Raw genomic sequence first — 12,571 nt, 5'->3', positions numbered from 1 at the left:
ATGGGTATCACGAGCGACGGTATCGAGATCACGCCGAACCGCGTCGCGAGCGAGGCCGAGTGGGTGGCAGACCGGGCCGAGGAGATCGTTCCGGTCATCAACGAGACGCGAGCGCGCCTGGGCGAGTTGTTCGAGACCGACGTCGCCCGCGTGTCGGCCGCGGCGTACCGCGAGGAGGTCGCGACGGTCTTCGCCGACGGCGACGTCGCCGTCAACGCCGCCGCGTACGTCGCGCTGCTCCGGAGTCTCGACGTCGAAGGCGACTACCCGGGCTTCGTCGTCGACGAGGTGCTGGGCCGGGAGCTCGCCGCGACCGTCGCGGGCGGGACGCCGCTGTCACTGCTCGCGCAGGCGACGTTTCACGTCGCAGACGTGGCGACGCACAGCGAGGGCGGTGCCGGAATCGACGACCTCGACGCGGCGTTGGCGGCGGGGTTTCAGACCCGGCTCCCCGGGTGGGAGTGGCGCGAGACGGAGAGCCCGTTCGCGGTCACTCCGGAGTGAGGTCCGAGTCCGCTTGGGACCCTCCCCGCTCGGCGATCTGCTTCAGGCGCTCGGTGAGACAGCCCGTTCGCTCGTCCGCGAGCGTGACGTTGGTTATGCTCCCGTCTTCGAACTCCACGAGCGCGGCCCGCGGAATCCGCGCTGCATCGGTTCGAGGACCGAGTCGGCCTCGTCCCGCGATGCGCGGGTGGTACGCGGGCGATCCCTCCGATTCCAGTTTCGCATCCCGACCCGTGTATCGACGGAGCCGTTCGAGGGTCGCTCGCGGTCCCTCGTCGTCGCGGCTTCCCTCGGCGGTGTCGACGTATCGATCCCAAGTTTTCACGGCGACGGCGTCGATATGCTCACACTCGGCCAGCGTGCGAAGGCGTTCTTCGACTCGTGCGAACTCGTTCAGTCCACCGGTTTTAACGGGCTTGCGCCACAGTTCGATCCGGGTTTCGGACGGCGCGTCGTCTCCACTGTCGCGCGCACCCGCCGTTGTGCCGCCACCGCCGTCGGCCCGCTCCAGTTCGGCTCGGACGTTTGTGCGGCGTGTTAACATAGTACTCTCACCCAACGCTATCTACGTCGCCTACTGTCAACTAGCTTGCGCTAACTGGTCGGCTGACACCGATTACTCTCGTTACGGGACAGAACCGTCACCAGTTCAGGGAGATTTAAGACCGCCCTGGGGCTCGAAATACGTAATGAGCGACGAGCAGGAACTCGGCATCACCGAGTCGAAAGAGTACAACACCGGCGAGTGGTACGCCGAAGTGGTCCAGAAAGCCGACCTCGCGAACTACGCGCCCGAGGGGATGAGCGGCTTCATCGTCACCCGACCCCGGGCGTACGAGCTCTGGGAGCGAATCCAGGGCCATCTCGACGGCCTGTTCAAGGACACGGGCGTCCAGAACGCCTACTTCCCGATGTTCATCCCCGAGAGTTACCTCGAACAGGAGAAGGACATCGTCGAGGGATTCGACCCCGAGGTCGCGTGGGTCGACCGCGCCGGCCAAGAGGAGTTAGAAGAGCCGTTGGCGGTCCGACCGACCTCGGAGTCGATCATCACGCCCTACATCTCCCGGTGGGTGCGAAGCCACCGGGACCTCCCCCTGCGAGTGAATCAGTGGGTCTCGGTCGTCCGCTGGGAGGCGACGGAGACGAAGCCGTTCTTCCGGACGAAGGAGTTCCTCTGGCAGGAGGGCCACACCGCGCACGCGACGCGTGACGACGCGTGGGCGGAGACGATGCGCCGTCTCGACCAGTACGAGGACACCTACGAGGACCTGCTCGCGATGCCCGTCCTGCGCGGCGCGAAGCCCGAACACGACAAGTTCCCCGGCGCGGACACGACGACGACCGTCGAGGCGCTGATGCCCGACGGCAAGTCCGTTCAGGGGGCGACCTCACACTACCTCGGGACCTCCTTCGCGGAGGCGTTCGACATCACTTATACCGACGAGGACGAGGACGAACAGATCGCTCACACCACCTCCTGGGGCCTCTCTTGGCGGGCCATCGGCGCGCTCATTATGACGCACTCGGACGATCAGGGCCTCGTGTTGCCGCCGGCGATCGCCCCCGAGCAGATCGTCGTCGTCCCGATCTGGCAGGCCGACACGAAAGAAGACGTCCTGGAGTACGCCGAGGGAATCACCGAGGACCTCGAAGAGGCGGGGATCCGCGTCGAACTCGACGACCGCGACGAGCGCAACCCCGGCTTCAAGTTCAACGAGTGGGAGCTGAAGGGCGTCCCCGTTCGGATGGAGATCGGCCCCAACGAGGCCGACGACGGGACCGTCACGCTCGTGCACCGCCCCGACGGCGAGTCGACGGAGGTCGACCGCGAGGACATCGCCGAGACCGTCGAGTCGCACTTCGACGAGGTCTACGCGAAACTGTACGCCGCCGCCGAGGAAAACCTCGAATCGAACGTCCGCGAGGCCGACTCTCGCGCCGACATCCTGGGAACGATCGGTCAGCACGGTGGCTACGTGAAAGCGCCGTGGTGCGGCGACGAGGACTGCGAGACCGAGATCAAAGACCAGATCGCCGCCGAGATCGTGATGGTCCCGCTCGACGACGAGGAGGCGGAGATCCACCACGACGCCGACTGTGCGATCTGCGACGGCGACGCGGTCGAGACCGCGTACTTCGCGAAGTCGTACTGAGCGGCCGAAACGCCGGACGGCCGCCGTCGCGGGGGTGCAGGATCCGCCGCGATCACGTCGGACCGCAGCGTCAGACGGTTGTCAGCCGAGTGCAAGACTGATATCGCTGGCGAGAACGTCCCACAACGCTTTACAGCGCTGGAAGTGTAGACACGCTAATGTCGGCGCTATCGGACCTGCTGGGAGATGTCGTGTCGGACATCGAGAGCGTGTTTCTCTTCTCGCCGAGCAGTTCCCACTACGAGCGGTTCGCCGACGCCGATATCGACGAGCAGTTGGTCGTCGTCGCGCCCGCGAACGCCGTCGACGCCGAGACGTACGTGGAACTGCCGCTGGAGTTCGACAACGTCCGCGACCGGATCAGATTCGGGGTCGAAGGGGCGCTCGAACAGGACCTCGTCGAGGAGGGCGACGTGGTCGCCTGCAGCGTGCGGATCTTCGACGGCGACCCCGACGGCGTGGTCCGCGTGCGGGTCGAAGAGGCGATGCGATCCGGCATCTACGACCTGTTCGCGAACTCCCGGGCGGATCCGAGCGTCATTCGGGACGTCTTCGAGGTGGCGATCGAACTGGGAAAGAAGGGCCAGAAGGGCAAGCCCGTCGGCGCGCTGTTCGTCGTCGGCGACGCCGGAAAGGTGATGAACAAGTCTCGACCGCTGTCGTACAACCCCTTCGAGAAGTCCCACGTCCACGTCGGCGACCCCATCGTGAACGTGATGCTCAAGGAGTTCTCCCGGCTGGACGGCGCGTTCGTCATCAGCGACTCGGGGAAGATCGTCAGCGCCTACCGCTACCTCGAACCCGCCGCCGAGGGCGTCGACATCCCGAAAGGGCTCGGCGCGCGCCACATGGCGGGCGCGGCGATCACCCGTGATACGAACGCGACGGCCATCGTCCTCTCGGAGTCTGACGGCCTCGTCAGAGCCTTCAAGGGCGGACAGATCATTCTGGAGATCGATCCGGAGGAGTACTGATGCCGGGATCGCTGACGGGAACGGCGGTGACGAGCCGAGCGCACGGACCGGCGAGCGTCGGTCTCGGAGCGGAGAGCGCGGCGGCGTTGCAGATCGACCTGGACCGCTTCGCCGAACTCTTCGCCGCGGTGCCGCAGTGGGTCTGGGCCGCCCTGATCGTCGTCGTCGTGGGCGTCGTCGCCGCGATGGTCCTCGGAACGCTGACGAAGCGCCTCCTGGTCCGGGTCGGGGTCCCGGGCGCGATCGAGGGAACGGCCTTCGAGCGGACCGCACGGGAGTTCGAAACCTCGACGGTCGAGGTGCTCGGCACGCTAGTGCGGTTTTTCGTGCTCGGAGTCACCTTCCTCGCCGTGCTGTCGGTCGCCCACGTCACGGTCGCAGCGAGTTTCTGGGCCGGGACGGTCGGGTTCCTCCCGCAACTGTTCTTCGCGGTCGTCATCCTCATCGTCGGCGTCGTCGTCGGCGACAAGGTCCATATCGTCGTCAGTGAGCGACTCACCGGAATCAAGCTCCCGCAGATCGGGGTGTTCCCCCGACTCGCGAAGTTCACCGTCTTCTACGTGGCCGTCCTGATCGCGCTGTCGCAACTGGGGGTCGCCACGCTGGCGCTCGTCGTGCTGCTCGCCGTGTACCTCTTCGCGCTCGTGCTCCTCGCGGCAATCGCGCTCTCGGACCTGCTGAAATCCGGGGCCGCGGGGTCGTATCTCCTGTTGAATCAGCCCTACGCGATCGGCGACGAGATCGAGATCGGCGAGAAGCGCGGCATCGTCCAGGAGGTGAACCTCTTCGTGACGCACGTCGAGAACGACGGCGAGGAGTTCATCGTCCCGAACAGCACCGTCTTCGAGGAAGGCATCGTCCGCATCCGGGAGTGAACCGGGTGATGTCGCCCGTCTCGCTGCTCCCGTTTTCCCTTCCGCTGCAGGGGACACCCGTCTCGCAGTTCCCGCTCTACGTCCTGTTCGGCGTCGGCTTCCTCGTCACGAGCCTCGTCGTGTCGCTGGCACTGATTCGGTCGGCCCTCCGCCGCCGGGGCGACGAAGAGACGGCGCAGAGCAAGCGCGAGCGGGCGTTTCGTGCGGTCGCCGCGGCACACGCCCTGGCGGCCGCGGGGGCGGTGTTCGGACCGCCGGACCCGCTGACGCAACTCCGCTATCTCGCCGGCGGACTCGTCGTCGCCTACCCGTTGGCGTACGCGTTCGTCTACCGCGAAGGGGTCGAGCGCCTCAGAGAGCGTCTCTCCTGAGCCGCGTGATCGAGTGAGAAGGGCGGCTCACTCATCGGCGTCGCCCGCAGCGTCGTCGTCTCCCATCGGGCGCGCTGGCACGCCGGCGACGGTCGCGTTCGGAGGTACGTCGCGCGTGACGAGCGAGTTCGCCGCCACCTGCGCGCCCGCGCCGATGTGCACGCCGGGGAGGATCACCGCCTTCGCGCCGATCATCGCGCGCTCGCCGACGACGACCTCGCCCGTGCGGTACTCGTCCTGTAAGAACTCGTGACAGAGGATGACGGCGTCGTAGCCGACGACGGCGTGGTCGCCGAGCGTGATCAGTTCCGGCCAGAACACGTCCGGCGTGGCCTCCAGCCCCCAGGAGACGCCCTCGCCGACGGTCACGCCCAGTCGGCGCAGGGCCCAGTTCCGGACCCGCAGCGAGGGGGCGACGCGCGCGACCCACACGAGGAGGTAGTTGAGCGCGACCCGCCAGACCGGCTTCACGTCGGTCCAGCGCCGCAGGGAGTTCATCGGCCCCGGCGTCGGGTGACGTTCGACGCGGCCGTGTCTGCTCTCTGCGTCTGCTCCGCGGCCCGATCCGTCGGCGTCTCGGCCGTCAGGTGCGTTCGTCTCTCGATCGTCGCCCTCTTCGGCGTCTCGGGCGTCGTCCTCGCTCACGACTGCCCGTTAGGCGCGAAGTATCAAAAGGTTCGCTCGTTTCGCGCCGCGGCGGTCGCCCCGTCGGTGACGACAGCAGAGCGGCGCCCGCTCAGTTCCCGCGGAGTTCGTTCATATGGTCGATCCGACGCTGGACGAGGTCCGCCTTCCCGACGTCGTGGCGGACGCGGAGGCCGTCGCCCGCGGCGGCGAGGGCGTCCTCGGCCTGCCGTTCGGCCGCCTCGATGGAATCGTCAACGCCGACGACCGCGAACGATCGGGAGGTCGTCGTGTAGAGGCCGTCGGGGCGCTCGTCGACGCTGGCGTAGAACAGGAGCGCGTCGCCGACGCTGTCCTCGTCGACGGTGATCTTCGCCCCGCTCTTGGGGTTCGTGGGATAGCCGTCGGGGACGGCGTACTTGCAGACGGTGGCCTCGCCGTCGAATTCGAGTCGCGGCAGCGACTCGCCGTCGCGGGCGGCCGTGAGGACGTCGAGGAACGACGTGCGGAGGACGGGAAGCGTGTTCGTCGCCTCGGGGTCGCCGAAACGGGCGTTGAACTCGACGACCTTCGGCCCGTCGACGGTCAGCATAAACTGGCCGTAGAGGACGCCCTTGTACTCGGGGAGCGCGTCGACGGTCGCTTCGAGGATATCGACGGCCGCGGCGTACTCCTCGCTCGTCATAAACGGCAGTTCCGGCCCGGCGTCGCTGTAGCTTCCCATCCCGCCGGTGTTCGGCCCCTCGTCGCCCTCGTAGGCGCGCTTGTGGTCCTGGACGGCCGGCGTCGGCCGCACGTCGCCGTTCGCGACAAACGCCTGGACGGTGAACTCCTCGCCGACGAGGCGCTCTTCGAGGACGACCTCGTCGTAGTCGTTCTCGCGGAGGTACTCCTTTGCGCCCTCCCGGTCCACCTGATCGCCGATGACCTTCACGCCCTTGCCGCCGGTGAGGCCGGCGGGCTTGACCGCGAGGTCACCGTCGTACTCGTCGATGTACTCGCAGGCGGCTTCCATATCCTCGAAGACGGCGTAGTCGGGACAGCCCGGAATCGACTCCGATTCCATAAACTCCCGCTGGAAGGCCTTGTCCGTCTCGATGCGGGCGGCCTCGGCGTCGGGCCCGAAGGCGTAGACGCCGGCCTCGTCGAGCGCGTCGGCGACGCCGGCTTCCAGGGCGGACTCGGGGCCGATCACGGCGAGGTCGGCGTCGACCTCGGTCGCGTACGCGACGACCGCCTCGACGGCGGTCTCTTCGATCGTCTCGAACCCCGACGCGAGCGCCGTGATTCCGGGGTTTCGGTTGCTCGCACACGCGTAGAGGTCGCACGCCGGATCTGCGGCCAGCGCACGGGCGATCGCGTGCTCGCGGCCGCCGCCGCCGACGAGAAGCACTGTCTCCGAGTTGGGCATACCCGGAGCACATACACAGGAGAGTGTAAAGGTTGCTCTTTTTTGGTCCTTCGATATGCACGTACGTGCTCGTTCCGCCGGCACGGTCGACCGACGGGTAAGCCATTGACCGCGCGCCGGGTCACACGGCTTTTCCCGCCTACGGCCCAACGGGGCGTATGGACGATCCGCTTTCGCGAAACCGGCTCGACGAGGAGGAGAGCCCGTACCTCCGGCAACACGCCGACAACCCGGTCCACTGGCAGCCGTGGGACGACGCGGCGCTGACCGCCGCGCGGGCGACCGATCGACCCATCTTCCTCTCGATCGGCTACTCGGCGTGCCACTGGTGTCACGTGATGGCCGAGGAGAGCTTCGAGGACGAGGAAGTCGCGTCGGTCCTCAACGACTCCTTCGTCCCGATCAAGGTCGACCGCGAGGAGCGCCCGGACCTCGACCGGGTGTATCAGACGATCTGCCAGCTCGTCACCGGCGGCGGCGGGTGGCCGCTGTCTGTCTGGCTCACCCCCGAGGGCAAGCCGTTCTACGTCGGCACCTACTTCCCGAAGACCGAGAACCCCCGGCGTGGGAACGTGCCCGGATTTCTGGACGTCTGTCGCTCCTTCGCGGACTCCTGGCAGTCTGAAGCGAACCGCGAGGAGATGGAGAACCGCGCCGAGCAGTGGACCGACGCGCTCCGGGACAACCTGGAGACGACCGCCGCGGGCGGGTCGGAACCCGCCGGCGACGTCGACAACGACCGCGAAGGGGTCGACGACGACATACTCGGAGACGTCGCGAAGTCAGCCCTCCGTGCGACCGACCGAGAGTACGGCGGCTTCGGCTCCGGCGGGCCGAAGTTCCCCCAGCCGGGGCGGATCGAGGCGCTGCTCCGGTCGCATCTTCGATCCGGCTCCGAGGAAGCGCTCTCGGCGGCGACGACGACGCTCGACGCGATGGCGGCCGGCGGCATCTACGACCACGTCGGCGGCGGCTTCCACCGGTACGCCACCGACCGAGAGTGGACGGTCCCGCACTTCGAGAAGATGCTGTACGACAACGCCGAACTCCCGCGGGTCTACCTCGCGGCGTACCAGCTCACCGGCCGGGAGGCGTACGGCACTATCGCCCGCGAGACGTTCGACTTCCTCGACCGGGAGTTCAGACACGACGAGGGCGGCTTCTACAGCACCCTCGACGCCCGCAGCGAGGGCGAGGAGGGCAAGTACTACGTCTGGACGCCCGCGGCGGTCGAGGACGCCATCGACGACGAACGGACGGCCGAAATCGCCATCGAGCGGTTCGGCGTGACCGAAGCGGGCAATTTCGAGGGCGAGACGGTCCTCACGGTGAACGCGTCGATTCCGAACCTCGCCGACGCGTACGACTGCGAGGAGTCAGAGATCGTCGACCGCCTCGACGACGCCCGGGCCGCGATGTTCGAGGCGCGCGAGGAGCGCGTTCGCCCCGCCCGCGACGAGAAGATCCTGGCGTCGTGGAACGGCCTCGCGATTTCGAGTCTCGCCCGCGGGGGACTGATCCTCGGCGACGACGCCTACACCGAACTGGCGACAGACGCTCTCTCGTTCGTCCGCGAACACCTGTGGGATAGAGAGCAAGCGCGTCTCGCCCGCCGCTACAAGGACGGCGACGTGAAGGGCGAAGGGTACCTCGACGACTACGCGTTCCTCGCTCGCGGCGCGTTCGACCTCTATCAGACCACCGGAGCGGTCGATCACCTCGCGTTCGCGCTGGATCTGGCCCGCGTCGTCGTCGAGGAGTTCTACGACGCCGACGCCGGCACGCTGTATATGACGCCCGCGGAGGGCGAGTCGCTCGTCACCCGACCGCAGGAGTTACAGGATCAGTCGACGCCGTCCAGCACCGGTGTGGCGACCTCGCTGCTCCTGAGTCTCGACGCCTTCGCCCCCGGGGAAGGATTCAGCGAGATCGCCGGCGCGGTGCTCGACACCCACGCGAACCGGATCCGCGGCGGCCCCCTCGAACACGTCTCGCTGGCGCTCGCGGCCGATAGACGCGCTCGCGGCGGGACCGAGGTCGTGATCGCCGCGGAGTCGGTCGACGGGTCGGTTCCGCTCCCCGAACGCTCCCGGGACTCGCTGGCGACGACGTACCTGCCCGATTCGATCGTCTCGCCGCGGCCGCCGACCGACGACGAACTGGCTGACTGGATCGACCGCTTGGGGACCGGCGAGATTCCCGCGGTCTGGAAGGGGAGAGAGATGCGCGACGGCGAGCCGACCATCTACGTCTGCGAAGGTCGCACGTGTTCGCCGCCGACCCACTCGCTGTCGGCGGCGTTCGGGTGGTTCGGGGACGGGGAGGAATCGATCGGCGAATCGGTTGACGGCGACGTCTCGATCGACGGCAACGACGTCTCGATTCCGGATGTCGGCGACGAATCCGGTGACGGTGACGGCGAGTCGTAGCGAGTCGCCCGCGTAGAAAAAAACTACGACGCCGAACTGTCGTGTAGGTCGTCGAGCGCCTGTTCGCCGCGAATCAGTTTGTCGACCACTCGTCCCCGATTCGTTGATATTTCAGTCTCTGCTACGCCGACGAGACTCTTAGTTTCAACCGGGCCAGGAAACGCCAAAAAGTGGCGCTTTGGTGTGAACAGGGCGATTACAGCCGTTCCGCGAGATACACCGCGATCGGCATACGTTCGTCCTCGACGTAGCGGGCGACCTCCTCGCCGTCGCGCTCGACGACGACCGTCGGGATCAGTTCGATCCCGTACTCCTCGACGAGCGGCCCGATCTTGCTACCGTCGTCTTCTTTCTCGACGGGGTAGTGGTGGATTCGCTCCTCGGGGACGTCCGCCGCATCGAGAGCGGCCCCGAAGTCGGGAAGTTGCCCGCGACAGTCGCCGCACCAGTCGCCGCCCCAGACGCGAAAGACCAGCCCGTCCGCCGAGAGTGCTTCGACGGCGTCAGCGTAGGAGTCGGGATCCCACGCGGGGTTCGGCCGCATCGTTTCGAGCGTTCCGGCTTCGGTTTCGGCGTCGGCGTCTGACATATCGCCCCGTAGGACGGCCGAGGGCGTAAACCCCGCGGTGCCGTGTCGAAGCGCCACGCGTGGCCGATAGCGGCACCGTCTGGCCGGCGTCGTCACCGTCTTGTGCCCCAGTGACGAACGTACGCCCGATGAACGCGAACGTCCTAGAGACGATCGGGTCGCCGCTGGTCCGCGTCGATTCGCCCGCGGGCGCAGAAGTCGCCGCGAAGATCGAATCGAAGAACCCGGGCGGGTCGGCGAAGGACCGTCCCGCGCTCGCGATGGTCGAACGGGCCGAACGGGAGGGCAAGATCGAACCCGGCGACGCCTTAGTCGAACCCACGAGCGGGAACACCGGGATCGGTCTCGCGGTCGTCGCGGCCGCGAAGGGATACGATCTGACGGTCGTGATGCCCGGATCGAAGTCGCCGGAGCGACGGTCGATTATGAAGGCCTACGGCGCGGACATCGAACTCGTCGACGGCGACATCTCGAACGCAAAGGACCGCGCGGACGAACTGGAGGAAGACGAGGGGATGATTCAACTCCGGCAGTTCGAGAATCCGGCCAATCCCGAAGCCCACTACCTGACCACGGGCGAGGAGATACTCGAACAGATCGGCGACCGGACCGTCGACGCCCTCGTCGCGGGCGTCGGGACCGGCGGAACGATCACCGGAATCGGCCGTCGGCTCCGCGAGGCGTTCCCCGAGATGGAGATCGTCGCCGTCGAACCCGCTGACAACGCGGTCCTCTCCGGCGGCGAACCCGGAATCGACGACTTCCAGGGGATGGGCCCGGGCTTCGTCAGTCCGAACCTCGACACCGACCTCATCGACGACGTCGAGACCGTCACTATCGAGGACGCCGAGGCCGAGTGTCGGCGGCTGGCCCGAGAGGAGGGGATCCTCGTCGGGCAGTCCTCGGGCGCGTCGAATCTCGCCGCCAAGCGCGTTGCGGAACGGCTCGCCGATCCCGATGCGGACTGCCGCGTCCCCGACCCTGGGTACGTCATCGGGACGACGGAGTCCGCCGCGACCGCCGAAACGGACGCGGCCGAGACGGACGAGTCAGTCGACACTCCCTCCCGGGAGTGCCCCCTCGTGATCACCGTCTTTTGGGACAGCGGCGAGCGATATATGTCGACCGGAATGTTCGGTTGAGCGTCCGAATATATCACACGTATAGGGCTCTGCAACTGTTTTTCTTTTCGTATCTATAATCTATCGTTTAGTATATGAATTAAAGCTACGTATCTTAGGTTCGATAGGATATCTGCTGTTGTTCCGACGGCAGATTCTTCATATTCGTTCACATAAGTAGGAGGTTATAAATATCAGGGCGGCGAATTATTTCTTGCCGGGGTGCCTCTGACAACCGGCAATCTGTGCGTCTTACTACCGACCATCACGATACGCGTGTGGGTCGGATAGTGGCTGTATCGACAGCCACGGGCGCAGTTGCGGAGCCGTGCCAGCCTTGCCCGGACTGGTACGGACCGTAATTTTCCGGAGACTACTCTGCCCTATCGAGAGCCGTCCGATTTCTAGGAACGAATTACGCTCACCGCGACGTCGACAGCTGTAACTCCGAGCGTATCGGACTCTGAATTTGCGGGGGAATCCGCATCTCTGGCGGAATCGACGCCGCCGAGGAAATGTGTCGCACACGCGCAGTCAGAGGCCCCGAAGCCTTCGAGTGGTGCGGACACGGCCGGACTTCGACGGTCGGCGATCTCCGTCGCGAGGCGACATTCGACATCTTCACGTGGTACGGCGACGACGCTGTCGAGCGTCGCGTCCGGATTGCTTCCGAAATAATCGATATGCCAGTGTGTAACGTCGTGGTCGCCCGACGCAACGCGGCGGTGTCGGTCGACGCGGCCGAGCCCGTTCGATCCGAAGGCGCTCCCGACGTACGCGTACGTCCCGGGCGGGAACGTCGCGGCCCCGAGCGCGCCGACCGTCATCGTCGCCGCCGAACCGAGCGAATAGACGAGCACGTAGGACCCGACCGGGGCGGTTCCGTCGCCGATCCCGAGCGGGTCGGTCCCGGCTTCGATCTCGTCGGGATCGACGACGAAGACCCGATCGGAGTCGGCGGCGCGCCGGGCAGCCGCGGGCGCGTTCCGTCCTGCTGCGCGTTCGTCGGTGTCGGGATCGTCCGTCACGCCAGCGCCTCCGGCCGCTCGGCGGCCGCGGCGACGAGTTCCTCGAACAGCGCCGCCGCGTCCTCGGCGAGCGGGTAGACCTCGTGATAGTCGTCCGGATCCCGACCCCGACCGCTCGCGACGCCGACGACGCGCGCGATCCGGTCGTAGTTCTCCCGAACGAGCGACCCCACGATTCCGGGCGTTCCAGCGCGATCGGCCAGTTCCTCGGCGGCCGACCGGCCGGCGTAGACCCGGTCGCGTCGTCGATCGACGAGGAACATCGCGAACGGGGTCTCGCCGAACTGCGCGTCGAGGAACGCCTGCGCGGCCTCGTCGTACCACGAGATCGCGCCGACGTCGTCGAGGCGTTCGAGCGCGCGCGCCGCGATCGAACAGTACGGGCACTCGCCGTCGTAGACGAGTACCGCGTCGTACGTCTCCATATGTGAGGGGAGGGACCGAACGGGCAAAACCGTGCTGGCGGATCGTCGCTGCGCCGCCCCGGCG

At 66.9% G+C, this 12,571-nt stretch carries 13 protein-coding genes; 7 read left to right on the top strand and 6 right to left on the bottom strand.

Features of this window, described 5'->3' with window-relative positions; translation table 11 throughout:
* The first annotated feature begins 21 nt into the window (after positions 1 to 21).
* Complete coding sequence (locus tag NO360_RS00225; protein WP_256307057.1) at positions 22 to 504, top strand: DUF7984 family protein; 483 nt, start codon at positions 22 to 24, stop codon at positions 502 to 504.
* Here the strand turns inward: NO360_RS00225 and NO360_RS00220 are convergent.
* On the bottom strand, positions 491 to 1,048 hold the full coding sequence (locus NO360_RS00220; protein WP_256305374.1) for an HTH domain-containing protein: 558 nt from the start codon (positions 1,046 to 1,048) through the stop codon (positions 491 to 493). The two genes, NO360_RS00225 and NO360_RS00220, sit on opposite strands and share 14 nt — an antisense overlap.
* A 145-nt stretch (positions 1,049 to 1,193) precedes the next feature.
* Here NO360_RS00220 and proS point away from each other — a divergent pair, with 145 nt between their 5' ends.
* From proS to NO360_RS00200, 4 genes are all read left to right on the top strand, one after another.
* Positions 1,194 to 2,660, top strand: coding sequence for a proline--tRNA ligase (gene proS / locus NO360_RS00215; RefSeq protein ID WP_256305373.1), 1,467 nt, complete (start codon positions 1,194 to 1,196; stop codon positions 2,658 to 2,660).
* Positions 2,661 to 2,818: 158 nt separating this feature from the next.
* Positions 2,819 to 3,634 (top strand): diadenylate cyclase, encoded by an 816-nt coding sequence (dacZ, locus tag NO360_RS00210; protein ID WP_256305372.1) that lies wholly within the window; start codon positions 2,819 to 2,821, stop codon positions 3,632 to 3,634.
* A complete protein-coding gene (locus tag NO360_RS00205; protein WP_256305371.1) occupies positions 3,634 to 4,509 on the top strand; it encodes a mechanosensitive ion channel domain-containing protein in 876 nt (291 codons plus the stop codon). Before dacZ ends, NO360_RS00205 begins: the two co-directional genes overlap by 1 nt.
* 8 nt (positions 4,510 to 4,517) lie before the next feature.
* Positions 4,518 to 4,880: a DUF7534 family protein gene (locus tag NO360_RS00200; RefSeq protein WP_256305370.1), complete on the top strand. Its 363-nt coding sequence runs from the start codon at positions 4,518 to 4,520 to the stop codon at positions 4,878 to 4,880.
* A gap of 27 nt (positions 4,881 to 4,907) precedes the next feature.
* On the opposite strand, the gene NO360_RS00195 is transcribed toward NO360_RS00200, so the two are convergent.
* Complete coding sequence (locus tag NO360_RS00195; RefSeq protein WP_256307056.1) at positions 4,908 to 5,378, bottom strand: acyltransferase; 471 nt, start codon at positions 5,376 to 5,378, stop codon at positions 4,908 to 4,910.
* A gap of 238 nt (positions 5,379 to 5,616) precedes the next feature.
* Positions 5,617 to 6,915, bottom strand: a complete 1,299-nt coding sequence (purD, locus tag NO360_RS00190; RefSeq protein ID WP_256305369.1) for a phosphoribosylamine--glycine ligase — start codon at positions 6,913 to 6,915, stop codon at positions 5,617 to 5,619.
* A gap of 158 nt (positions 6,916 to 7,073) precedes the next feature.
* Here purD and NO360_RS00185 point away from each other — a divergent pair, with 158 nt between their 5' ends.
* Positions 7,074 to 9,344 carry a thioredoxin domain-containing protein gene (locus tag NO360_RS00185; protein WP_256305368.1) on the top strand — a complete coding sequence of 757 codons (2,271 nt, stop codon included), beginning with the start codon at positions 7,074 to 7,076 and terminating at the stop codon, positions 9,342 to 9,344.
* A gap of 196 nt (positions 9,345 to 9,540) precedes the next feature.
* On the opposite strand, the gene NO360_RS00180 is transcribed toward NO360_RS00185, so the two are convergent.
* Positions 9,541 to 9,933: a thioredoxin family protein gene (locus NO360_RS00180; RefSeq protein ID WP_256305367.1), complete on the bottom strand. Its 393-nt coding sequence runs from the start codon at positions 9,931 to 9,933 to the stop codon at positions 9,541 to 9,543.
* A gap of 128 nt (positions 9,934 to 10,061) precedes the next feature.
* Between NO360_RS00180 and NO360_RS00175 the strand changes: the two genes are divergently transcribed.
* Positions 10,062 to 11,075 (top strand): PLP-dependent cysteine synthase family protein, encoded by a 1,014-nt coding sequence (locus tag NO360_RS00175; protein ID WP_256305366.1) that lies wholly within the window; start codon positions 10,062 to 10,064, stop codon positions 11,073 to 11,075.
* 383 nt (positions 11,076 to 11,458) lie between these two features.
* On the opposite strand, the gene NO360_RS00170 is transcribed toward NO360_RS00175, so the two are convergent.
* Both NO360_RS00170 and NO360_RS00165 read right to left on the bottom strand, forming a co-directional pair.
* Positions 11,459 to 12,082, bottom strand: a complete 624-nt coding sequence (locus tag NO360_RS00170) for a GIY-YIG nuclease family protein (protein WP_256305365.1) — start codon at positions 12,080 to 12,082, stop codon at positions 11,459 to 11,461.
* Positions 12,079 to 12,507, bottom strand: coding sequence for a DCC1-like thiol-disulfide oxidoreductase family protein (locus NO360_RS00165; protein WP_256305364.1), 429 nt, complete (start codon positions 12,505 to 12,507; stop codon positions 12,079 to 12,081). Before NO360_RS00165 ends, NO360_RS00170 begins: the two co-directional genes overlap by 4 nt.
* Between the last annotated feature and the right edge of the window lie 64 nt (positions 12,508 to 12,571).

It is taken from the genome of Halobellus litoreus (assembly GCF_024464595.1).
Lineage (GTDB): Archaea > Halobacteriota > Halobacteria > Halobacteriales > Haloferacaceae > Haloquadratum > Haloquadratum litoreum.
The sequence above is the reverse complement of the archived record's forward strand: the minus strand, read 5'-3'. Positions and strand labels throughout refer to the sequence as shown.

Excerpts from the sequence above, each read along its gene's own strand:
- NO360_RS00175 (WP_256305366.1), top strand. The coding sequence starts at position 10,062 with ATGAACGCGAACGTCCTAGAGACGATCGGGTCGCCGCTGGTCCGCGTC.
- NO360_RS00200 (WP_256305370.1), top strand. The coding sequence starts at position 4,518 with ATGTCGCCCGTCTCGCTGCTCCCGTTTTCCCTTCCGCTGCAGGGGACA.
- NO360_RS00165 (WP_256305364.1), bottom strand. The coding sequence starts at position 12,507 with ATGGAGACGTACGACGCGGTACTCGTCTACGACGGCGAGTGCCCGTAC.
- dacZ (WP_256305372.1), top strand. The coding sequence starts at position 2,819 with ATGTCGGCGCTATCGGACCTGCTGGGAGATGTCGTGTCGGACATCGAG.
- NO360_RS00180 (WP_256305367.1), bottom strand. The coding sequence starts at position 9,933 with ATGTCAGACGCCGACGCCGAAACCGAAGCCGGAACGCTCGAAACGATG.
- NO360_RS00220 (WP_256305374.1), bottom strand. The coding sequence starts at position 1,048 with ATGTTAACACGCCGCACAAACGTCCGAGCCGAACTGGAGCGGGCCGAC.
- NO360_RS00185 (WP_256305368.1), top strand. The coding sequence starts at position 7,074 with ATGGACGATCCGCTTTCGCGAAACCGGCTCGACGAGGAGGAGAGCCCG.
- NO360_RS00205 (WP_256305371.1), top strand. The coding sequence starts at position 3,634 with ATGCCGGGATCGCTGACGGGAACGGCGGTGACGAGCCGAGCGCACGGA.
- NO360_RS00195 (WP_256307056.1), bottom strand. The coding sequence starts at position 5,378 with ATGAACTCCCTGCGGCGCTGGACCGACGTGAAGCCGGTCTGGCGGGTC.
- purD (WP_256305369.1), bottom strand. The coding sequence starts at position 6,915 with ATGCCCAACTCGGAGACAGTGCTTCTCGTCGGCGGCGGCGGCCGCGAG.
- proS (WP_256305373.1), top strand. The coding sequence starts at position 1,194 with ATGAGCGACGAGCAGGAACTCGGCATCACCGAGTCGAAAGAGTACAAC.